Here is a 22,631-nt window from a genome sequence, read left to right as displayed (position 1 = left end):
CTGCATCAAAAAAATTGAAAGCAATTTATTCGGTTTGCCTAAAAAAAATATATGGTTAAGCTTCTATTTGGCGAAGTTATAGGAAAGCAGTAAAATAAACTTTTTAGCCAAAACTAAAGAAAACGCCTTTCTTTTTTGGGAAAACTTTAGTAAAATAAGTCATTGAGAGCAATTCGGAAATAGAAAGGAGAGATTTATATGGTAAAAACAGGAATAGTCGTACTTATCGCAGTTATTGCTTTATTAATCGGCGCAATCGGTGGATTCTTTTTTGCGCGTAAATATATGAAAGATTATTTAGAAAAAAATCCTCCCGTTAATGAGGACATGTTACGATCAATGATGATGTCAATGGGGCAAAAACCATCTGAAAAGAAAATTCGTCAGATGATGCAACAAATGAAAAACCAAGGGAAAAAATAGGGTTTTCATTGGACAAATCATAGCGGGCTGATTGATTTCAGCTCGCTTTTTTTGTTAGATGGATTTATGGAAGCGATTAAAAACAAGGTTGTGTAGTTAGTGAGAAAAATGAGTGACACTGACTAAATTTTTAAGAGAAAAAGAGGTTGATGGGAGTTAAAAAGGAGGAAAAATATGTCTATTTTTAGGAAGTTGGGTTGGTTTTTTAAACAAGAAAAGAAGCACTATGTGATCGGCGTTTTTTCTTTATTATGTGTTGCCTTGGTTCAGTTAGTTCCGCCTAAAGTAATCGGGATCATCATCGATGAGATTGCAGATAAGAATCTCTCCATGCGATTTATCGTCTTTTGGATCGCTGTATTAATCGGATCTGCTATTTTACAGTATCTCTTTCGTTTCATTTGGCGGGTGAATATTTGGGGAAGTGCAGCGAGGTTAGAGAAGGAATTACGTCAGCGTTTGTTTATCCATTTCACCCGTATGGATAGTATGTTTTATCAAAAATATCGTACAGGTGATTTAATGGCACATGCGACCAATGATTTAAATGCGATTCAAAATGTGGCAGGAGCAGGCATCTTGACATTTGCTGATTCGGTCATTACCGGTGGAACCACAATCATTGCCATGATCCTTTTCATTGACTGGCGCTTGACTTTGCTTGCTCTGATCCCTTTGCCGCTATTAGCTGTTACTTCAAGGATATTAGGATCAAAACTACATGATGCTTTTCGAGAATCACAAGAAGCTTTTTCCAGTATCAACGACAAAACGCAAGAAAGTATTACTGGGATTAAAGTAATCAAAACTTTTGGGCAAGAGCAGGAAGATCTGGCAGATTTTCAAGAAAAAATCGAACAGGCAATCACCAAGAATAAACGTGTCAACTTTTTAGATGCTTTGTTTGATCCGTTTATCACGCTGATCATTGGGTTATCTTATGTTTTAACGATCATCTTGGGTGGTAAATATGTGCTAGATGGCACGATCACGATTGGACAAATGGTTTCCTTCATCAGTTACATTGGAATGTTGGTTTGGCCGATGTTTGCTATTGGTCGGTTGTTCAATGTTCTGGAAAGAGGAAATGCTTCTTATGACCGAGTGAATGAACTCTTACATGAGAAGACCCATATCGTCGAACAACTTGGTGCAGTGAAGACACCCGCAAAAGGAGAATTAAATGTAGAGATCGCGCAATTCCATTATCCCAAAGAAGAATTACCCGCCTTGGAACAAATCAAGTTTGCAATTAAAGAAGGGGATACATTAGGAATTGTTGGTAAAACTGGTGCTGGAAAAACCACGATCATGAAGTTGCTGATGCGTGAATATGATGACTATCAAGGACAAATCAAATTTGGTGGTCGTTCGATCAAAGAATATTCCTTAGATGCTCTTTTACATTCTATTGGCTATGTACCACAAGATCATTTTTTGTTTTCAATGACGATTCGTGAGAATATCCGTTTTTCTGATCCTAAGTTATCTAACGAAGAAGTGGAAGCTGCTGCTTCGTTAGCATCAATCAACCAAGAGATCAAAGAATTACCGAAGGGGTATGAAACATTAGTTGGTGAGCGGGGGGTTTCCTTATCTGGTGGACAAAAACAGCGGATCTCGATTGCCAGAGCATTGATCCAAAATCCAGAGTTATTGATCCTTGACGATGCGTTGTCGGCAGTGGATGCTAAAACAGAAGAAAGAATTTTGCGAAATTTAAAAGAAATTCGTCAAAGTAAAACCACGATCATTGCCGCTCATCGACTAAGCAGTGTGATGCATGCTGATGAAATCATCGTCATTGACAAAGGACAGATCGTTGAACGTGGCCGTCACGCCGAGCTATTGGCTTTAGGTGGTTGGTACAAACAAATGTGGGAAAAACAACAGTTAGAAGCCAAAATTGAAAGGGGAGAAAATGATGGAAGATAACTATCAATCCGAATGGTCAAAATCCATTCCATTGCGAGAGCAAAAGCAAATCATTAAACGCTTGTTGCATTTTGCTAAACCCTTTAAAGCGACTTTCATCATTGCCATCCTGTTTGCTTTGGGATTGTCAGTAATCAATGTCCTATTACCTCGAATCATTCAAACCTTTATGGATGAATATTTAGCCAAACAATCTGCTACGACACAAGTGATTTTATTTTTTGCAGGCTTGTATTTATTTGGGGTCATCGTCAAAAGTATCATCTGGTTTTTCCAATGGTATTTGTATTCCAATGCTTCGCTTAAAACCTATCAATATATCCGTATAAAATTATTTGAAAAATTGCATACATTGGGAATGAGATATTTTGACCAGACACCAGCCGGCTCGACTGTCTCAAGAGTCACGAATGACACCGAAACGCTTTTTGAATTTTGGTATGTTTTTCTGATGGTATTGACAGGCATTTTCGCAGTAGTTTCCTCCTTTATTGCAATGTTTCAAATCAACGGACGCATTGCTTTATGGCTGTTGCTTTTTTTACCTGTTCTAGGAGTCGTGATCTGGTATTATCAAAAATTTAGTTCTCGGATTTATCGTAATATGCGAGAAAAGTTAAGTCAGTTGAATACTAAATTAAATGAATCCATTTCAGGGATGCGGATCATTCAGCAATTCCGGCAGGAAAAACGGTTAGCAAACGAATTTGAAGCGGTCAATACGGATTATCTCAATACACGATACGCTATGATCAAAACCAATTCGCTGTTATTGAGCCCGATTATCAGCTTTTTATATGCATTAGCCATTGCTTGGGCACTGACACTTTTTGGCTTAGATGCCTTAAAATCACCAGTGGAAGTTGGGCTGATCTATGCTTTCACCACATATGTCCAAGGGTTCTTCAATCCGATGTCTCAAATGATGGATTTCTTAAGTATATTCACTGACGGAATCGTCGCTGGTAGCAGAATCTTAAAAATCATGGACACAGAAGAATACGCACCACAGCAACATGAAGGAGCAAACAAAACCATCACTGAGGGGAAAATTGAATTTCGTAATGTCAGCTTTTCCTATGATGGAAAAAATAAAGTGTTGAACAACATTTCTTTTGTTGCCAATCCTGGTGAAACTGTCGCATTAGTCGGTCATACTGGCAGTGGGAAAAGTTCGATCATCAATGTATTGATGCGTTTTTATGAATTTTATGAAGGGCAGATTTTAATTGACGGGTGTGATATTCGAGAATATCCGATTGCTGAACTTCGTAAAAAAATGGGGTTAGTTCTCCAAGATGCTTTTCTATTCTATGGGGATATTGCAGGAAATATACGTATGATGGATCCAGCGATCACAGATGAACAGATACGTGCAGCGGCAGAATTTGTCCAAGCCGATCGCTTTATTAATGAATTACCAAATGGGTATCATTCAAAAGTGATTGAGCGAGGCGCAAGTTATTCTAGTGGACAACGACAATTGATCACATTCGCACGAACCATTGTTACTGATCCTAAAATCTTGGTTTTAGATGAAGCAACTGCCAATATTGATACCGAGACAGAAGGGTTGATCCAAGAAGGATTAGCAAAGATGCGTCAAGGAAGAACCACTATTGCGATTGCGCACCGCTTGTCAACGATCAAAGATGCAGAACTCATTCTTGTCTTGGATAAAGGAAAAATCGTTGAACAAGGAACCCACCAGGAGTTGCTAGTAAAAGAAGGACTGTATGCTGATATGTATAAACTCCAAAGTGAATAGTTGTTCCAAATAGAAGTAATCAGACAGAGAAAAAGAGGAAATCATCTTCTTTTTCTCTGTTTTTTTAATAAAGACAATTTTATTGAGTATCAGAAGTAGAGTACCTTGAACAATAGCGTTTGAAATAAACAAACAGATATAAAATAACTATTTAGTGATCATTTCTTAGCGGAGACATTTTATCGTCTGTCAGAACTTAATGAAAAACAAAAAGCAGTTTTGGTAGACTTAATGGCCGACAAGATTGATGATCCAAAAGTATCCGTAGAAGAGCTCAAAAAAGTAGTGGCTGCCAAAATGGAACAACTCTCATCAATTGAATCAAAACAAAGAAACAAAGAGAGTGAGGGGGGGAGCAAGTTTTAGTCAGGCAAGAGAACGTGGACTAATAGGCGCTACTGAGCCTAGTCCAACTGCTAACAACTACGAAAAACAACATGAAATTTAAGCAAATAAAACCTAAAAAATATCCATGTTGTCATGGTAAATTTTTTAGGTTTTTCTTTTTGGACACGACTAACTTAACAAGCTAGATGGTGAAAAGAGAAAATGCATAAGAAGCTGAAAAGTGTGAGATAATTTATTCCTTAATTGTAGGAGGCTCTTCCATAATAGAGGAGCTGATTGGGCGGTCGTCTACTTTTTGTCCGATTTTGATTAAATGGTTGAGGTTTTTTTGATATTCCTCTGCAAAGATACAGCTGTATAGTACGTCTAGTAAGTAACAAATTGAAGTATTGATCGTAAAATTACTGATTTTGGAATACAATCGTTCTCTGGTAGTGATACGAAGGATAGCTGAGCTGAAAGTAGAAAGAGTGGAATCACCAATACTCGTCAATGTTAAAATCGGCACATTGATTTCTTGCAAAATCTTGGCTGTTCGTAACATCATTTTATTTTCGCCGGTATAAGAAATTAAGATGGCACAAGTATCAGGCGTACAGTTGTAGGCTTCATAGTAGGATTCGCCTGAAGTCGTCACGATCGTTACGTCTCGTTTGATTCGCTTCATTTTCAACATAAAAGCCTGCGAGATCAAAGTATTCGAATTACTAGAAAAAAGGACGATTTTTTTTGCTTTCAATAAAAGCTGTTTTGCTCGTTGTAAGTCATCGTGGTGAAGCAATGAGAGTGTGTCTTCAATCGTCATTCGTTCCAGTGCAGCGACTTTGTTCGCAATAGACATGATTCCATCGTTTTCTAGAAAGGGGAGGTTGGCATCAACTTCTTGAAAATTTCCTTCCAAATACTCGTTTTCCGCCAAAAAAGCTTCCTTAAAGTGGACCCAACCGTTGAACCCAGCCTTTTTGGCAATCCGGATCAGCGTAGAAGGATGGACATAACATGCCTTCGCAATTTGTTGGATTGTTGCTTCTTTGAGTTGATGTTCATGGCTTTGAATAAAATGGATCACTTCTGTTTCTGCGGGAGAAAAAGCAATTTTTTTTAATTTTTCTTTTAATAGCATGACGATCCTCTTTTACATTTTTTTAATTTTTTGTGTAAAAATATTGTAAGCGCTATTTATTGATTCGTCAATCGTTCGTTGTTCTTATACAAGATTTTTACAAAATAATCTGCTATATAATGAATTTTTGTAAATGGAAATGCAAAAGAATAAAGTTAACTTGTTGTTTTCGTTTACAAAAAACATAATATAGTTGTAAAAACAAAAAAGGAGGAAGCTCATGGAACGAAAAGTGAAGATTGCAACAATTGGTGGCGGAAGTAGCTATACCCCTGAATTGATGGAAGGGTTTATTAAACGATATGAAGAATTACCGATTAAAGAAATCTGGTTAGTGGATGTAGCAGAGGGTCAAGAAAAATTAAGAATCGTCAGTGAAATGTCTCAACGAATGTGGGATGCTTCGCCTTATGATGTTAAGATCTATGCGACGTTGGATCGAGAAGAAGCACTGCGAGATGCTGATTTTGTAACAACTCAGTTTCGGGTAGGTCAATTAGATGCCAGAGTGAAAGATGAACGAATCCCTGCATATTATGGCATGCTTGGACAAGAAACCAATGGAGCTGGCGGTATGTTCAAAGCGTTTCGTACCATTCCGGTCATTCTTTCAATCGTAGAAGATATGAAAAGACTATGTCCCGATGCTTGGCTGATCAATTTTGCCAATCCTAGTGGAATGGTTACAGAAGCTGTCGTTCGCTACGGAAAATGGGAAAAGGTGATTGGGCTTTGTAATGTACCAGTTATGGCAATGATGACAGAGCCAGAAATGCTGGGAGAAACCAAAGAAAACTTGATTTATAAATTTGCTGGACTCAATCACTTTCATTGGCATAAAGTAGCAGATTCACATGGAAACGATCGAACGAATGAGCTAATCGACCGACTTTATGCTGAAAATAATGGCTTACCAAAAAATATATTCGATGTGCCGTTTTTCAAGGAACAATTACAACAAATGCAAATGATTCCTTGTGGCTACCATCGCTATTATTATCGTGAAGAAGAAATGTTGAACCATGCTTTAGAAGAATATCAAACAATTGGTACAAGAGCAGAACAAGTTAAAAAAACGGAAGCAGAATTATTTGAGTTGTATCAGGACCCAGAACTAGACCATAAACCAGAACAGTTACAACAACGTGGGGGTGCTTATTATTCAGATGCTGCCTGTGAAACGATCGCTTCGATCTATGCCAATAAAGAAACCCAAATCGTTGTTTCAACAAAAAATGACGGCGCTGTTCCTGATCTGCCCGCTGATTGTGTCGTGGAGGTCACAGCGTATGTCGGGGCACAGGGGGCACGTAACGTTGCTTTCGGTTCTTTGCCACCAGCTGAACGTGGCTGGCTTCAAGTCATGAAAAATATGGAACTATTGACGATCGAAGCGGCAGTGACGGGTGATTATGGCACAGCGCTTCAAGCATTTACGATCAATCCCTTAGTACGTTCGGGTGAAACAGCGAAACGGATCATGGATGAATTGTTTGTTGCTCACGAAGCGTATTTGCCACAATTTAAGGAAACGATCCACCGCTTAAAAGAAGAGGGGATCGAAGTACAAGATGAAATAGCAAACAACCTGACAAAAACTTATCAAAAACAATAATGGAGGAAGTAGGATGGCATTTAGAAAAGACTTTTTATGGGGTGGCGCAACGGCTGCCAATCAATGTGAAGGAGGCTACGCTGAAGGTGGACGTGGTTTAGCTAATGTTGATGTTGTTCCGATTGGTAAAGATCGTTTTTCAGTGATCACTGGGAAACAAAAAATGTTTGACTTTGATGAGGAACATTTTTATCCAGCAAAAACAGCTATTGATATGTACCATCGTTACAAAGAGGATATTGCACTTTTTGCGGAAATGGGATTTAAAACCTATCGCTTATCCATTGGGTGGAGTCGTATTTTTCCAAAAGGTGATGAAAAGGAACCAAATGAAGAAGGGTTGAAGTTCTATGAAGATGTCTTTAAAGAATGTCAAAAATATGGAATCGAACCGTTAGTGACGATTACTCATTTTGATTGTCCGATGCATTTGGTCAAAGAATATGGTGCTTGGCGTTCTCGAAAGTTGATAGAGTTTTATGAAAGACTTTGCCATGTCATTTTTAATCGTTACAAAGGACTAGTGAAATACTGGTTGACCTTCAACGAAATCAATATGATTTTACATGCTCCATTTATGGGCGCTGGATTGTATTTTGAAGAAGGGGACGATGTGGAACAAATCAAATACCAAGCAGCCCATCATGAACTAGTTGCTAGTGCAATCGCTACAAAGATCGCTCATGAAGTGGATCCAGAAAATAAAGTTGGCTGTATGTTAGCAGCCGGCGCAAATTATCCTTACACTTGTAAACCTGAAGATGTCTGGGCGTCAAGAAAGGCGGACCGGGAAAACTATTTCTTTATTGATGTCCAGTCAAGGGGAAGTTATCCAGCCTATGCTTTAAAAGAAATGGCACGTAATGGAATCAAAATCGAGATGGAACCAACTGACTTAGAAATATTAAAAGAACATACCGTTGATTTTATTTCATTCTCCTATTACTCTTCCCGGGTAGCTACTACTGATCCAAAAGTATTAGAGCAAACGGCCGGTAATATTTTTGAATCGGCTAAAAATCCTTATCTTTCAGCCAGTGAATGGGGCTGGCAAATTGATCCATTGGGGTTACGTATCACGATGAATGATCTTTATGATCGTTACCAAAAACCATTGTTCATCGTCGAAAATGGGTTAGGTGCCATTGATACACCAGATGAAAATGGCTATGTAGAAGACGACTATCGGATCGATTATTTAGCACAACATATCCAAGCAATGAAAGATGCGGTTGAGCTCGATGGTGTGGATCTCCTAGGCTACACGACTTGGGGCTGTATCGATCTTGTCTCTGCTGGGACTGGCGAAATGAAGAAACGCTATGGGTTCATCTACGTTGACCGTGACAACGAAGGAAATGGGACATTGGAACGCTCGAAGAAGAAATCGTTCAATTGGTATAAAAAAGTCATTGCAACAAATGGAGAAGATTTAAGTAACGAATAGCGAATCAAATAAAAGTCTATTGTTTTTAAACTGATTTTTCGAGTATAATAAATCTATTCGAGAAAAGAGTAAGCAGAACAATAGACTTTTTTTTCTATAGGCTGTAAAGTAAGCTTACTTGATTTTTATAATGGAGGAATGTACATATGTATGATGTTATCGTGATTGGTGCTGGACCTGCTGGAATGACTGCTGCGTTATATGCGTCACGTTCAAATCTTTCAGTTGCTATGATTGAACAAGGCGCACCGGGTGGACAAATGAATAACACCGCTGAAGTTGAAAATTATCCTGGATTTGATTCCATCATGGGACCTGATCTTGCTTATAAAATGTATGAAGGTGTCACTAAATTTGGAACAGAAAATGTCTATGGAATTGTGCAAGACATCAAAGACCATGGAAATTACAAAGAAGTGATTTGTGAAGATCAATCTTATGAAGCCAAAACAGTGATTATCGCAACGGGTTGTATCCATCGTAAGTTAGGTGTTCCTGGAGAAGAAGAATACGCTGGACGAGGTGTTTCCTATTGTGCCGTATGTGATGGTGCTTTTTTCCGAAACAAACGCTTAGTCGTGATCGGCGGGGGCGATTCTGCGGTAGAAGAAGCCATCTACCTAACACAATTTGCTTCTGAAGTCGTGATTGTTCATCGAAGAGACGAATTACGTGCGCAAAAAATCATCCAAGATCGTGCCTTTGCTAATGAAAAGATTTCATTTGTCTGGGACACTGTCACAGATGAAATCGTTGGTAATGACATGGTGGTCACTGGGGTTAAAGCGCATAATGTGAAAACGAATGAAACCATTGATTTAGCAGCAGATGGCGTGTTTATTTACGTAGGATTAGATCCGTTGACTGAACCATTTAAAAAAGCTGGTTTAACTAATGCAGCTGGTTGGATTCCAACAGATCAAGACATGCGTACGACTATGCCTGGTGTGTTCGCTATTGGGGATGTTCGTGAAAAAGATTTACGACAAATCACGACAGCAGTCGGCGATGGAGGCATTGCTGGTCAACAAGTTTATAAATATTTAGAAGCATTAGAAGAAACAACACAAGCGTAAAGTGATCAAAAGAGATGAAGAGCTTCTTGAATACTATTTATTTTTATACTACTAAAGAGAGAGTGGGACAATAGTTCTTTCTCAAAAAGAAAATAAGTTCGATTTTGATGTTTATTGTCAAAATCGAACTTATTTTTTCTGTTATGCGCACTTTCCTCTCCATAAGCCATATACGTAGAGGATGCAAAATTGGCTTGAATAGTGCAAAACTAAATCCAAATTTAAAGATCCATTTTTGTTTAGATGGGCTAAATTATGAGTGAGGTTTTATCTAAAGACAATTGCAACGGAAAAAAGATAACATCAACTGAGCTTCGCTACGTTTATCGCAATTGGAAGGAATTGAGCGAGAAAGTTATTTTTATGAAAGGAGGACAGAGGGTAAAAGCACCTTGGGAACAGGAACCAGAAGTTTGGCAAGCATATCAGCCGAAGAGTTGGAATAATCTTGGAACTTTGCAAAAGAAAGAAGAGCAAACAAATAAAAAAGAAAATTATTTGATATTCTAAAAAATAAAAAAACTCAACCAGATAATCGTAACGGTTCAGTGCAATTTCAAAAACAAGAAAAATCTTGTTTGATATTGTAAGAACAGTAGGAATAATCTTGATCTTGGCGAAAGAAAAGAAGAACCCATCTGCGCTTATTTTTCCTTCTGACTTTTCTATCTAAAAAGAGAATGCTATACTGAAAGAGGTAGATATTTTAGAAAGAGGTGTTCGCTTCATGTCTTGGGAACAAGTATACCAACAATGGGCCAATGAAGAAAATTTAGAAGAAAATTTAAAAAAACAATTAACTGATCTTAGTCAGGACCCTGAAAAGCTGGAAGATGCTTTTTATGCTCCTTTAGAATTTGGAACAGCAGGAATGCGGGGAATTTTAGGTCCTGGGATCAATCGAATGAATATTTATACGGTCAGACAAGCAACAGAAGGGCTGGCACGTTTTATGGATACACAAGGAGAAGAAACAAAACGTCGCGGCGTAGCGATTGCTTATGATTCACGCCATCAATCGCCTGAATTTGCGATGGAAGCAGCGAAGACTTTGGCACAACACGATATTCCTTCTTTTGTCTTTGAGAGTCTACGTCCAACACCTGAGCTTTCTTTCGCTGTTCGTCATTTGAATACGTTTGCGGGAATCATGGTGACAGCTTCTCATAACCCAGCAGCTTACAATGGCTATAAAGTTTATGGAGAAGATGGCGGACAAATGCCACCCGCTGATGCGGATGCATTGACAAAATATGTACGTGAAGTAAGTAATCCTTTAAAAGTCGCTGTTTTAGCTGATGACGAAGTAGAAACTAGTGGATTGATTACGATCATTGGTGAAGAAGTCGATAAAGCATATTTGGAAGAAATCAAAGCAGTCACGATTGATCAAGAATTAGTCCAAACAATGGGGAAAGACTTAAAATTGGTGTTTACACCCCTTCATGGTACAGGAAAAATGCTAGGAGAAAGAGCATTACAACAAGCTGGTTTCGAACAATTTATGCTTGTACCTGAACAAGCTGTAGCTGATCCTGACTTTACAACGGTTCAATCACCAAACCCTGAAGAACATTCAGCATTTGAGTATGCGATTCGTTTAGGTGAAAAAGAAGGCGCTGATTTATTGATTGCAACTGATCCTGATGCGGATCGCTTAGGAGCAGCAGTTCGCCAACCTGATGGCTCTTATAAAGTTTTGACCGGTAATCAAATCGGTGCGTTAATGATTCAATATATTTTAGAAGCACATCAATCACGAGGGACTTTACCTGAAAATGCAGCCGTACTTAAGTCAATCGTATCAAGTGAACTTCCTGCAGCCATCGCTGAAAGCTATGGCGCTACGATGATCAATGTCTTAACAGGCTTTAAATTTATTGCAGAAAAAATCCATCAATTTGAAAAAGATCATTCTCATACATTTATGTTTGGTTTTGAAGAAAGCTATGGTTACTTGGTCAAACCATTTGTACGTGATAAAGATGCAATCCAAGCACTCTTATTGTTAGCCGAAGTGGCTGCTTTTTATAAAAAACAAGGGAAGACACTTTATGACGGCTTACAAATGATTTTTGAAAAATATGGTTATTTTGCTGAAAAAACAATCTCAGTCACGATGAGTGGTCAAGAAGGTTCAGCCAAAATCGCTGCTTTGATGAAGAAATTCCGTGACCATGCCCCATCAGAATTTGCTGGAGCAAAAGTTCTTCAAACAGAAGATTTCAAAGAATTAACGAAAACAGATTCAGCTGGACGAGTGGAAAAATTAACGACACCTCCATCTGACGTATTAAAATATGTATTAGAAGAACATGGTTGGGTAGCGATCCGTCCTTCAGGAACAGAGCCAAAAATCAAATTCTATATCGGTGTAAAAGGCAATTCCGCACAAGAGGCACAAGAAAAGATCGATACCTATGAAGCAATCATCAAATCAATGACAGAAGAATAAAATAATTGAGACTGATGGAAAAAGTGGTAAACTTTAGAAGTCAGTCTTTTTTATGGAGGTGAATCGGTTGACAGACACACCAAAAAGCGAAATAGAAAAAGTGAGTCAATTATTTAAAGTCTTAAGTGATCCTACCCGATTGAAAATATTGATGTATTTAAAAGATGGAGAACAAAATGTGACGGCCATCAGCCAAGCGGTGGAAATGGAACAATCCGCTGTTTCCCACCAACTACGTTTATTAAGGGAAAATCATGTGGTAAAATCGCATCGTGAAGGCAAAGCAATATTGTATAGTTTAGATGATTTTCACGTGTTGGATATCTTGGAACAAACCTTGAAACATGTGGAACATCAGTAAAATAAGAATGAGGCATTTCTAAGGGAATGTAAATAGATTATACTGAAAAAAAAGCCAGCAGACACGTGTCAGTTGGCTTTTTTTTCAACTAGTTATGCGTTTGGTTCTGGTTGTTTGTTATAGCTGCTTACTGGATACAATTATTTGTTCTTTATTTTTCTCCTGAAGTATCCGTGCCATAATAACTGTGGTCCTCTAAATCTAAGGCATTTAGGATCAACGAAGCCGTTTCTTCAATTGAGAGAGAAGCAACATTGATCACAACGCAACCTAATTTTTCATACAAATCATTAGCAAAATCTAATTCTGCTCGTATTTTTTCGATATCAGAATAAGCCGTATCAGGATTTAATCCATAGGAACGCATCCGTTCTTTTCGAATATTATTTAAAATATCGGGGTTATTGGTTAAACCAACAATTTTTTTAGGATCGATCTCCCAAAGTTGTTTTGGGATATGGGCTTGAGGAATGAGTGGGAGATTCGCCACTTTTAAGTTTTTATTCGCTAAAAAAAGACTTAACGGTGTCTTTGACGTTCTGGAAACTCCTAGCAACACCACGTCTGCTTCTAAGAAACCTCTTGGATCTTTCCCATCATCGTATTTTACAGCAAATTCCATTGCCTTGATTCGTTTAAAATAATTTTCATTCAATAAATGTAGGGCTCCAGGTTGACGAGTAGGTTGAATTCCTGTTAATCGTTGGATTTCTTCGATCGGTGGAGTCATCACGTCAAAACTAAATAAGTTGTTTTCTTCGCAAAAACTTCGGGTATAATCAATCAGCTCTTGGTTGATCAAGGTATGAAGTACTAACGCTTTTTCTGCTAACGCATCTTGTAAGGCTTGTTCGAGGGTGTCTTGGTCAGTGACAAACGTTCGACGAAATAAATTAAATTCAACTGTAGGATATTGTGCCATGGTTGCCTGTGCGAGTTTTGTTGCTGTTTCACCAGCTGAATCAGAAATGACAAAAAAAGTAACGATCTCAGTAGAATCAAAAGCCATAAATAAAAAACCTCACTTGCATTTTTTTTATCTTTAGTATACCATACTGTGGAATATGTACTTCGTAATCATTTTGATTTGGAGGGAAAGACTTGAAAAACCAAACATTAATCGAACAATCGTTAGAAATTTTGAAAAATAACGGATTTAAATACACGAAAAAGCGAGAAGCATTATTGACTTATTTGGTCAAAAGAAATCGTTATGTGTCAGCAAAAGAAGTATTTGATTTTATGAATGAGGAATTTAAAGGAGTGAGTTATGATACGATTTATCGTAATCTCCATGATTTCTCTGAGTTAGACTTATTAGAAGAAACCGATTTGAATGGCGAAATGAAGTTTCGTTTTCATTGTTGCCAGGGAGAGATCGGTCACCATCATCATTTTATTTGTACCGTTTGTGGGATGACAAAAGAAATCCATATGTGTCCAATGGATTATTTTGAAAATCAATTATCAGGTTGTACGATCGAAGGGCATCGGTTTGAAATTTTCGGTCGATGTGAAAACTGTCAGTAGTTGTTTTATAATAAAATAACATATCATTATTTTAAAAAATCCAAAGATTCCCTTGACGGTCAAATCAGCATTAGATATAATGTTTTATAGAACAGTCTTGTTTTTTGGATTATAATTTCAATAACAATTACGGTTACTTTTTAAGCTCGGAGGGAGGGAATTAACATGTCAAAAACAGTCATTCGTAAAAACGAATCAATTGACGATGCTCTTCGTCGCTTCAAACGTTCCGTGTCAAAAGCGGGTACTTTACAAGAATCTCGTAAACGTGAATTCTACGAAAAACCAAGCGTAAAACGTAAGAAAAAATCTGAAGCAGCTAGAAAAGCAGCGAAAAAACGCAAAAAAACGCAAAAAAACTAGTTCCTTTATGAATTGGAGTTGGTAGTGTGTCACTACTAAGTAGATTGAACGATGACATGAAAACAGCGATGAAAGCAAAAGATAAAGAATCTTTACAAGTCATACGTATGATTAAGTCATCCATTCAAAACGAGCAAATCAAAGAAGGTCACGACTTGACTGAAGATGAAGAATTAACAGTGTTGTCTCGTGAAATGAAACAACGGCGTGATTCTTTACATGAGTTCGAAGAAGCTGGACGTGACGATTTAGCTGAAAAAGTGAAAAGTGAAATAGTAATTGTTGAAAAATACATGCCAGAACAACTTTCTGAGGATGATATTCGTCAACTTGTTCAAGAAGCGATTACACAAACTGGAGCTTCTTCTGTCAAAGAATTTGGCAAAGTCATGGGTGCGATCATGCCGAAAGTCAAAGGAAAAGCAGATGGGAACCAAGTGAATGCGATTGTGAAAGAGCTATTACAATCTTAAACTTATCATTTAAAGAGTTTGGGACAACCGCCCTCTCTTAAAAAGAAAATAAGCCTGATTTTGATCCACAACGTCAAAATCAGACTTATTTTTTTTAGATTTTTTTTCATGCATGTCCCAATTTCCTCAAGGTGAGCGCCAAGGCAACATCAATCGGTACGCCTTGTTCCCCATGCAATCATACATATCCTTCTTTTATCTCTCTTCCTCACTCGATAGATCTAGGCTTGGTTAGATTGGTTCTTTGCCTTATCTATTAAGTAAAAGCTATTTATTGATAGGCAGGAATCTCTCAATCATGGAATAACATAAAGTAAATCATGGAAGTTCAGCAAAGTAATTTTAGGTTAAAATGAATGAAACGAATAAGGAGTGAGACAACCTTTTTTATTTGCTATATAGTTTTTTACGAATATGGTAAAATAGGAAGGAATGAATTGAAGTAAAGGAGATGTCTATTTTTGACAGAAGCATCCAGTTCTTTAGAAATTAGATTAACAGATGCTGACGATATCAGTATGTTGTTAGGCTCGCATGACAAACATGTAAAATTAATTGAAGAAATGACTGAAACAACGATTCATACGAGAGGCGAAATGATCCAGATTATTGGAGAAGAGCCGGGGCTTTCGTTAGCACAATCGGTGATACGTACCTTACAAGAATTGATCAAGCGGGGGATACATGTCAGTACACCTGATGTTGTTACTGCCTTAAAAATGGGGCAAAAAGGGACATTGGATTACTTCATTGAAATGTATGAAGAAGAAATCGTCAAAGACCGCAATGGTAAACCGATTCGAGTGAAAAATAGTGGACAAAAACAATATGTCGAGGCCGTTGCTAAACATGACATCGTATTTGGTGTCGGTCCTGCTGGAACAGGTAAAACATTTCTAGCTGTCGTTTTAGCAATTGCTGCGTTGAAAAAAGGCGAAGTCCAAAAAATCATTTTGACTCGTCCAGCGGTGGAAGCAGGAGAAAATCTTGGTTTCTTACCGGGTGATCTGAAAGAAAAGGTTGATCCTTATTTACGTCCAGTGTATGATGCACTGTATCAAATATTTGGTTTAGATCATACCAATCGTTTGATGGAGCGTGGGATCATCGAAATTGCGCCATTAGCTTATATGCGTGGGCGAACACTTGACGATGCTTTTGTAATACTAGATGAAGCTCAAAATACAACAGTGGCACAGATGAAAATGTTCTTGACTCGTTTGGGGTATCAATCAAAAATGATCGTAAACGGCGATACAAGTCAGATTGACTTACCTAAAGGGACGATGAGTGGTTTGATTCATGCAGAACGTACATTGAAACAAATCAAAAAAATTGCTTTTGTCAATTTTGAAGCAAGTGACGTCGTTCGTCATCCTGTTGTAGCCGAAATCATCAAAGCTTATGAAAAGGCAGATCTTCATCAAGAGTAAGGCTTAGGGGGATAAGCAATGTTGAATAAAATACTCCAACAACTGCAAGCAAAATTAGGAAAGGCGGCAATGCCTTTCTTATTGCTTTTGTTTTTTGTGATCGTTTGTGGCGTTACGTTCAGTAGCGTCAAGCAAAAAGCCAATGATTTCAAAGAAGGACAAGTGGCAGAAGAAAGTATCCGTGCGAATAAAACGATCGAAAATACAGAAGAAACGGAACAAAAAAGAAAACTAGCAGCGGAAGCTGTTACGCCAGAATATACGTATCAACAAGATTTGGCGAGTGAACAAAGTAGTCGCATCAAGCAGCTTTTTGAATTGATCAATAAAACAAATGATTCGATCAATAAAGCGTATAAAGAAAAAGTGGATAAAGCAAAAGAAAATGAGAATGTTCCCAAACCAACTATAGATGAGCGAATTGCAGCTCTAAAGAAGAGTTTTGAAAATGCTAATGCTGAAAACGTGGCATTTTATCAAAAATTACCGACTAACTTTTACACAAAAATCTTTGGCATGTCAGATAGTCAAATTGCGACAGTCCGAGATGAAAGTCTGCGATTGATCAATGAACAAATGAAAAAACAAGTTCGAGAAAGTGATTTAGAAACCTTCAAGCAACAGGCGGAAGAACAGATCCAATATTTGAACGTGACACCTGACCAACAACAAACGATCCATTATCTTGTCGATCAAGGAATCGTCGTAAATGATGTCTTAAATGAAAAGAAAACAGAGGAATTGAAACAATCAGCAAGGAGTGCGGTTCAACCGGTCATGATCTATCAAGGCGAAATCATTGTTCGTGAAGGAAATCAAATCGATGCAGATGCAATGAAAAAGCTTGAATTATTAGGATTGACCAGTCAAACAACGTCAATTTTTCCTTTAGTAGCAATGATCTTAGCAGTCTTATTGCAAATTGCTGTTTTAGTCTACAACTCAATGCAGTACCATGAAGCCGGAAAACGAACAGAGTATGTTCTCTTTTACGTTACGGCTATGTCCATCAGTGTGTTATTAATGAAATTTTTCCAACTATTCCAAACGGAACAAGCAGCTTTTATCCCGCTGTTTTATCCTGCAGCTTTTGTTCCTTTAGTTTTAAATTTCTTTTTGAACCGGAGGGCAGGAATCATGGCTGCCTTGTTCCAAGCCGTATCTGCATTGTTTATTTTTTATGGCTCGATTGGGACCAACTTTTTGACCGTTATCTTGATGGCTTATCTTTTTTCAGGTTTATTAGCGACGGTTTTAAAACGCCAACGAGTGTCAGAACAATGGTTTTCAGCTATGATGTGGGTCATTATTTTTCCGTTGATGATGGATGTTGTGTTGATCGTTTATCAAGGTATGAGCTTTAGTAATGGAACAACTTGGTTAACACTGATTTGTGGCTTTATGGGGGCTTTGCTGTCGTATCTGTTAACGATGGGATTACATCCGTATATCGAATTGATGGTCAACGATGATAGTGTGATCGTCTTGAATGAGTTAAGTAATCCTAACCATCCATTGTTAAAACAGCTATTGGAAGAAGCACCAGGAACTTATCATCACAGTATGATGGTCGCCAATTTAAGCGCGAACGCAGTGGCTGAGATCAATGGGCGGTCATTATTGACGCGTGTAGCTTGTTACTACCACGATATTGGTAAAATCAAACATGCTAGCTTTTTTGTAGAAAACTTGCCTTCTGGTGCTGAAAATCCACATAATTTCTTATTACCGGAAGATAGTAAACAGATCATTTTTGGTCATGTGACCGATGGAGCGAAAATTTTAGAGGAATATGGCATGCCGCAAATGGTAATCGATATTTGCCGACAGCATCATGGAACAACATTGATGAAGTATTTCTATATCAAGGCAAAAGAAAGAAATCCTGAAGTCACCGAAGAACAATTTCGTTATCCTGGTCCCAAACCACAGACCCGAGAAGCCGGCATCGTGAATATTGCAGATAGTTGTGAAGCGGCAGTACGGGCAATGGATCATCCAACAGGTGAAAAAATCGAAAAATTTGTCCATAATTTGATTGAAGAACGAATCTCTGATGGTCAACTTGATGATAGTGGTTTAACATTAAAAGAAATTCGCAAAGTGGAAAAATCTTTGATCAGTGGGTTAAGTAGTACCTTCCATTCACGGATCAAATATCCTAAAATGAAATCGGAAGCGGAAACGATGAAAGTAGAAAAAGAAAATGGCTAAAATAAAAAATATCAGCAATAAGTAAGAAAGAAGCGATAAATATGGACATCACATTTATGGATGAAACACAGAAAGTTTCAACAGAAAAAATCAAGGAGATCGAGGACCTTCTGCAATTTGCAGCGGCTCATTTGAAATTATCCGAGGAAACAGAAATGTCTGTTACTTTTATGGACAATGCAGCAATCCAAGAAATCAACCGTGTCTACCGTGGCAAAGATGCCCCAACAGATGTGATTAGTTTTGCATTAGAAGACGAAGGGGAAGACGAAATTCCCGTGATTTTTGAAGAAGGCGATAATCCTTTACCACGAGTATTAGGAGATATCATGATCTCAATTGAGCGTGCCCAGGAACAAGCGGAAGAATATGGTCATTCGTATGATCGAGAGTTGGGATTTTTGGCAGTGCATGGCTTTTTGCACATCAATGGTTATGATCACATGACACCCGAAGATGAAGCAGAGATGTTTGGTTTACAGAAAGAGATTTTAGATGCTTATGGACTTAAAAGATAAAGAGTGCGAGAAAAAGGTTGAGAAAAATAAGCACTTCGCTATGTCAGTAGAATTTGCTCTTCAAGGGGTTAAAACAGTCTTTGATGAGGAACGTAATATGAAAAAACATGTAGGTTTTGGGTTGCTGGCGTTTTTTATGGGAGTTGTATTTCAACTGAATCAAATAGAATGGCTGTGGTTAGTTTTAGCAGTTTTTCTGGTGTGGATCGTTGAGATTTTAAATACTGTTTTTGAGAATGTGGTGGATATGTTTACCGATTTTCATTTCCATCCAATTGGGAAAAAAATCAAAGATATGGCGGCAGGAGCAGTGTTAGTCACCGCTTGTTTTGCAGTGATCGTCGGTCTCATTTTATTTGTACCTAAAATCTATCAAATGTTTTTTAATTAAAAGGAGAATAATATGTTAGAACATAAATCAGGTTTTGTCGCTATTGTGGGACGACCAAATGTTGGTAAATCAACATTATTAAATCGAATCGTTGGGCAAAAAATTGCTATCATGAGTGACAAGGCACAAACGACCAGAAATAAGATCCAAGGCGTTTATACGACACCAGAAGCACAGTTGATTTTTATCGACACTCCGGGAATCCATAAACCAAAACATCGTTTGGGTGATTTTATGGTGGAATCAGCCTACAGTGCACTAAGAGAAGTGGATGCTGTCTTATTTATGATTAGTGCGGATCAAAAACGTGGACGTGGGGATGATTTTATTATTGAACGATTAAAAAATGTTCAATCACCTGTTTATTTGATCATCAATAAAATTGATAAAGTTCATCCAGATGAATTATTGGGAATCATCGAAGATTATTCGGCACAAATGCCTTTTGCACAAGTTGTACCGATTTCGGCTACCGAAGGGAACAATGTGGACCGTCTAATGGAAGTGTTGATCGCTGAGATGCCAGAAGGTCCTCAATACTTCCCGGATGATCAAGTAACGGATCATCCAGAATACTTTATCGTTTCGGAATTGATTCGTGAAAAAGTCCTGTTTTTGACTAGAGATGAAGTCCCACATTCAGTGGCTGTTGTTGTTGACTCAATGAAACGCAATGAAAATGATAAAATCCAAATTCAAGCAACCATTATCGTTGAACGTGATAGTCAAAAAGGGATTATCATCGGTAAAGGTGGTAAAATGCTAAAAGAAATTGGGACGAAAGCAAGAAAAGATATTGAAAATTTGCTTGGTGACAAAGTATTTCTAGAACTATGGGTTAAAGTTCAAAAAGATTGGCGCGATAAAAGAGTTTATTTACAAGATTTTGGTTACCGCAAAGAGGAATACTAACTTTAAGTAGATAAAAATGAGTTGAACGTGAATATTCGATAGACGAAACCGCGTGTAAAAGTCAGAAGACAAGAAAATGAGTAGAATAAGTGGGAAAGGAAAATGATTCAGTGAATGATTTTTCTTTTCCTTATTCTTTTTCTAAAAGGGGGCGAAAAAAATGAGCCAGCTAGCCGAATCAAAAGGGATCATATTGTCCAGTCGAAATTATAAAGAAAAAGACAAATTAGTGAAAATTTTTACTGAGTCTGCGGGGAAACTGATGTTTTATGTCAAAGGAATTCACCGGCAAAACCAACCATTAGCACCTGCACTACTCCCTTTTACTGAAGGAATCTACATTGGTACGTTTAAAAGTGAAGGACTTTCGTTTATAACCAGCGTAAAAGATGTTCACTCCTTTAGAAAAATTCAAGAAGACATTTTTTTAAGTGGTTACGGCACGTATTTGTTAAACTTAGTGGATGCAGCGATCGAAGACCATCAATATGATCCCCATCTTTTTCAATTTACACAAGCAGCATTGCAACGGATGGATCAGGGGGACGACGCGGAAATCATCACCAACATCTTTGAGGTACAATTATTGCAACGCTTTGGGATTGCACCGATTTGGACACATTGTGTGGTGTGTGGCAAAACACAAGGTAAATTTGATTATTCTTCCAAATATGGAGGCGTGCTATGCGAAGAACATTGGTCAATGGATCACCGTCGTTATCATGCAGATCCAAGAGCTGTTTATTTCGTGCGTATGTTCTCTGCTATTTCTTATGATAAGATCACAGGGATCAATTTAAAAGACGAAACCAAGGCAACGATCAGGCAACTGATTGACCAGTTATACGAAGAATACGTAGGGATTCATCTAAAAAGTAAAAAGTTCATTGATCAAATGAAATCATGGGAACATGTCCTAAAAAAGCCTGATTCGGAAGGAGAAAGTGCTTCTGAAAACCAAAAAAATGAGTAGAATGTTCAATCAACATTCAAAACTATTTGACAAAAGCCTAACTATACGTCTATTATGGAACCTAGATAAATGAGAGTTTTGTACAAAAACTTGATTGGCTAAATAAAAGAATAAAGTACGTTGAACAAGATCAGTAAAAAATACGTAGCAAAAGCGAGTTCGGGAGGGTGTGAGCCGAATGCTGTCGGTTTTTGAAGAGGCACTTGGGAGTACTGACAATGAAGCTGCCGAAATTTTCGGAAGTAGGGTGGAACCGCGAAGTTATTCGTCCCTATGTTTGTTTAGACAAGCATAGGGACTTTTTGTTGTTTCAAATTCTCAGCAAACTATTTAGAAGTGGAAGGAGTCATTTTAAATGAGCAAAAAATTATCTGTACAAGACATGATCTTGACGTTACAAAAATTTTGGTCATCAAATGGGTGCATGTTGATGCAAGCCTATGATACAGAAAAGGGGGCAGGTACAATGAGCCCATATACCTTTTTACGAGCAATTGGACCAGAGCCTTGGAATGCAGCATACGTAGAGCCTTCTCGTCGCCCAGCCGACGGTCGTTATGGGGAAAATCCAAACCGTCTGTATCAACATCATCAGTTCCAAGTAGTGATGAAACCATCACCTGAAAATATCCAAGAACTTTATTTAGAAAGTTTACGTTTATTGGGGATCGATCCTTTGGAACACGACATTCGGTTTGTCGAAGATAACTGGGAAAACCCTTCGATGGGCTGTGCTGGTGTTGGTTGGGAAGTTTGGCTCGATGGAATGGAAATTACACAATTCACGTATTTCCAACAAGTCGGCGGTCTGCCATGTAAACCAGTGACATCTGAAATTACTTATGGTTTGGAGCGCTTGGCATCCTACATCCAAGAAGTAGAAAGTGTCTATGATCTTGAATGGTCAGATGGCGTAAAATATGGGGAGATTTTCAAACAGCCTGAATACGAACACTCCAAGTATTCATTTGAAGTCAGTGATCAAGAACTATTATTAAGTAATTTTGATCGTTTTGAAAAAGAAGCTAAACGATGCATTGATGAAAATTTAGTTCATCCTGCCTATGATTACATTTTAAAATGCAGCCATACATTCAATCTATTAGATGCTCGTGGGGCAGTTTCTGTCACAGAACGTGCTGGTTATCTGTCACGTATCAGAAATATGGCAAAATCTGTTGCAAAGATTTTTGTGGCAGAGCGTGAAAAATTAGGATTTCCTTTATTGAATAAAAACACAGCAAATCCAGAAACGGTTAAGGAGGCTGAATAA

At 37.9% G+C, this 22,631-nt stretch carries 22 protein-coding genes; 20 read left to right on the top strand and 2 right to left on the bottom strand.

The window, feature by feature from the left end; genetic code table 11:
- Positions 1–198 precede the first annotated feature (198 nt).
- The 4 genes from IGJ18_RS09870 (at position 199) to IGJ18_RS09855 (ending at position 4,492) form a co-directional block, all read left to right on the top strand.
- Positions 199–423 carry a YneF family protein gene (locus tag IGJ18_RS09870; protein WP_010718542.1) on the top strand — a complete coding sequence of 75 codons (225 nt, stop codon included), beginning with the start codon at positions 199–201 and terminating at the stop codon, positions 421–423.
- A gap of 174 nt (positions 424–597) precedes the next feature.
- Positions 598–2,358, top strand: coding sequence for an ABC transporter ATP-binding protein (locus IGJ18_RS09865; protein WP_034700948.1), 1,761 nt, complete (start codon positions 598–600; stop codon positions 2,356–2,358).
- Positions 2,348–4,126, top strand: coding sequence for an ABC transporter ATP-binding protein (locus IGJ18_RS09860; RefSeq protein WP_010718540.1), 1,779 nt, complete (start codon positions 2,348–2,350; stop codon positions 4,124–4,126). The genes IGJ18_RS09865 and IGJ18_RS09860 overlap by 11 nt, the downstream gene beginning before the upstream one ends.
- A gap of 231 nt (positions 4,127–4,357) precedes the next feature.
- Positions 4,358–4,492, top strand: a complete 135-nt coding sequence (locus IGJ18_RS09855; RefSeq protein ID WP_265096494.1) for a hypothetical protein — start codon at positions 4,358–4,360, stop codon at positions 4,490–4,492.
- Between the two features lie 214 nt (positions 4,493–4,706).
- On the opposite strand, the gene IGJ18_RS09850 is transcribed toward IGJ18_RS09855, so the two are convergent.
- Positions 4,707–5,597 carry a MurR/RpiR family transcriptional regulator gene (locus IGJ18_RS09850; RefSeq protein ID WP_010718539.1) on the bottom strand — a complete coding sequence of 297 codons (891 nt, stop codon included), beginning with the start codon at positions 5,595–5,597 and terminating at the stop codon, positions 4,707–4,709.
- A gap of 220 nt (positions 5,598–5,817) precedes the next feature.
- Here IGJ18_RS09850 and IGJ18_RS09845 point away from each other — a divergent pair, with 220 nt between their 5' ends.
- From IGJ18_RS09845 to IGJ18_RS09820, 6 genes are all read left to right on the top strand, one after another.
- On the top strand, positions 5,818–7,212 hold the full coding sequence (locus IGJ18_RS09845; RefSeq protein WP_063627386.1) for a 6-phospho-beta-glucosidase: 1,395 nt from the start codon (positions 5,818–5,820) through the stop codon (positions 7,210–7,212).
- 13 nt (positions 7,213–7,225) lie between these two features.
- Positions 7,226–8,659: a 6-phospho-beta-glucosidase gene (locus IGJ18_RS09840; protein ID WP_081128034.1), complete on the top strand. Its 1,434-nt coding sequence runs from the start codon at positions 7,226–7,228 to the stop codon at positions 8,657–8,659.
- A gap of 146 nt (positions 8,660–8,805) precedes the next feature.
- Positions 8,806–9,735: a thioredoxin-disulfide reductase gene (gene trxB / locus IGJ18_RS09835; RefSeq protein WP_081128033.1), complete on the top strand. Its 930-nt coding sequence runs from the start codon at positions 8,806–8,808 to the stop codon at positions 9,733–9,735.
- A gap of 255 nt (positions 9,736–9,990) precedes the next feature.
- Positions 9,991–10,245 (top strand): hypothetical protein, encoded by a 255-nt coding sequence (locus IGJ18_RS09830; protein WP_438843281.1) that lies wholly within the window; start codon positions 9,991–9,993, stop codon positions 10,243–10,245.
- Between the two features lie 217 nt (positions 10,246–10,462).
- Positions 10,463–12,190: a phospho-sugar mutase gene (locus tag IGJ18_RS09825; RefSeq protein ID WP_010737954.1), complete on the top strand. Its 1,728-nt coding sequence runs from the start codon at positions 10,463–10,465 to the stop codon at positions 12,188–12,190.
- Positions 12,191–12,257: 67 nt separating this feature from the next.
- A complete protein-coding gene (locus IGJ18_RS09820) occupies positions 12,258–12,551 on the top strand; it encodes an ArsR/SmtB family transcription factor (RefSeq protein ID WP_010718533.1) in 294 nt (97 codons plus the stop codon).
- 151 nt (positions 12,552–12,702) lie between these two features.
- Here the strand turns inward: IGJ18_RS09820 and IGJ18_RS09815 are convergent, their stop codons facing one another.
- Entirely contained in the window at positions 12,703–13,560 is an 858-nt protein-coding gene (locus tag IGJ18_RS09815; RefSeq protein WP_010718532.1) for a pyruvate, water dikinase regulatory protein, read from the bottom strand.
- A 92-nt stretch (positions 13,561–13,652) separates the two neighbouring features.
- Between IGJ18_RS09815 and IGJ18_RS09810 the strand changes: the two genes are divergently transcribed.
- The 10 genes from IGJ18_RS09810 (at position 13,653) to glyQ (ending at position 22,631) form a co-directional block, all read left to right on the top strand.
- The gene (locus IGJ18_RS09810; RefSeq protein WP_010718531.1) at positions 13,653–14,081 is read left to right on the top strand and encodes a Fur family transcriptional regulator; all 429 of its coding nucleotides are present in this window, start codon (positions 13,653–13,655) and stop codon (positions 14,079–14,081) included.
- Between the two features lie 165 nt (positions 14,082–14,246).
- Positions 14,247–14,444: a 30S ribosomal protein S21 gene (gene rpsU / locus IGJ18_RS09805; protein WP_010718530.1), complete on the top strand. Its 198-nt coding sequence runs from the start codon at positions 14,247–14,249 to the stop codon at positions 14,442–14,444.
- 26 nt (positions 14,445–14,470) lie between these two features.
- On the top strand, positions 14,471–14,917 hold the full coding sequence (locus IGJ18_RS09800) for a GatB/YqeY domain-containing protein (protein ID WP_010718529.1): 447 nt from the start codon (positions 14,471–14,473) through the stop codon (positions 14,915–14,917).
- Between the two features lie 461 nt (positions 14,918–15,378).
- Positions 15,379–16,350, top strand: a complete 972-nt coding sequence (locus IGJ18_RS09795) for a PhoH family protein (protein ID WP_438843280.1) — start codon at positions 15,379–15,381, stop codon at positions 16,348–16,350.
- A gap of 18 nt (positions 16,351–16,368) precedes the next feature.
- Positions 16,369–18,564: an HD family phosphohydrolase gene (locus tag IGJ18_RS09790; protein WP_010737951.1), complete on the top strand. Its 2,196-nt coding sequence runs from the start codon at positions 16,369–16,371 to the stop codon at positions 18,562–18,564.
- A gap of 41 nt (positions 18,565–18,605) precedes the next feature.
- Positions 18,606–19,082, top strand: coding sequence for an rRNA maturation RNase YbeY (gene ybeY / locus IGJ18_RS09785; protein ID WP_025480127.1), 477 nt, complete (start codon positions 18,606–18,608; stop codon positions 19,080–19,082).
- Complete coding sequence (locus IGJ18_RS09780) at positions 19,060–19,473, top strand: diacylglycerol kinase family protein (protein ID WP_034700929.1); 414 nt, start codon at positions 19,060–19,062, stop codon at positions 19,471–19,473. The genes ybeY and IGJ18_RS09780 overlap by 23 nt, the downstream gene beginning before the upstream one ends.
- Before the next feature lie 12 nt (positions 19,474–19,485).
- The gene (gene era, locus IGJ18_RS09775; RefSeq protein WP_010718524.1) at positions 19,486–20,385 is read left to right on the top strand and encodes a GTPase Era; all 900 of its coding nucleotides are present in this window, start codon (positions 19,486–19,488) and stop codon (positions 20,383–20,385) included.
- A gap of 160 nt (positions 20,386–20,545) precedes the next feature.
- Positions 20,546–21,358 carry a DNA repair protein RecO gene (gene recO, locus IGJ18_RS09770; RefSeq protein WP_126343513.1) on the top strand — a complete coding sequence of 271 codons (813 nt, stop codon included), beginning with the start codon at positions 20,546–20,548 and terminating at the stop codon, positions 21,356–21,358.
- Between the two features lie 355 nt (positions 21,359–21,713).
- The gene (gene glyQ / locus IGJ18_RS09765; RefSeq protein WP_010718522.1) at positions 21,714–22,631 is read left to right on the top strand and encodes a glycine--tRNA ligase subunit alpha; all 918 of its coding nucleotides are present in this window, start codon (positions 21,714–21,716) and stop codon (positions 22,629–22,631) included.

Origin of the sequence: Enterococcus sp. AZ078, from assembly GCF_051714985.1 — a bacterium.
In the GTDB taxonomy this organism is placed as follows: domain Bacteria; phylum Bacillota; class Bacilli; order Lactobacillales; family Enterococcaceae; genus Enterococcus_B; species Enterococcus_B hirae.
The sequence above is the reverse complement of the archived record's forward strand: the minus strand, read 5'-3'. Positions and strand labels throughout refer to the sequence as shown.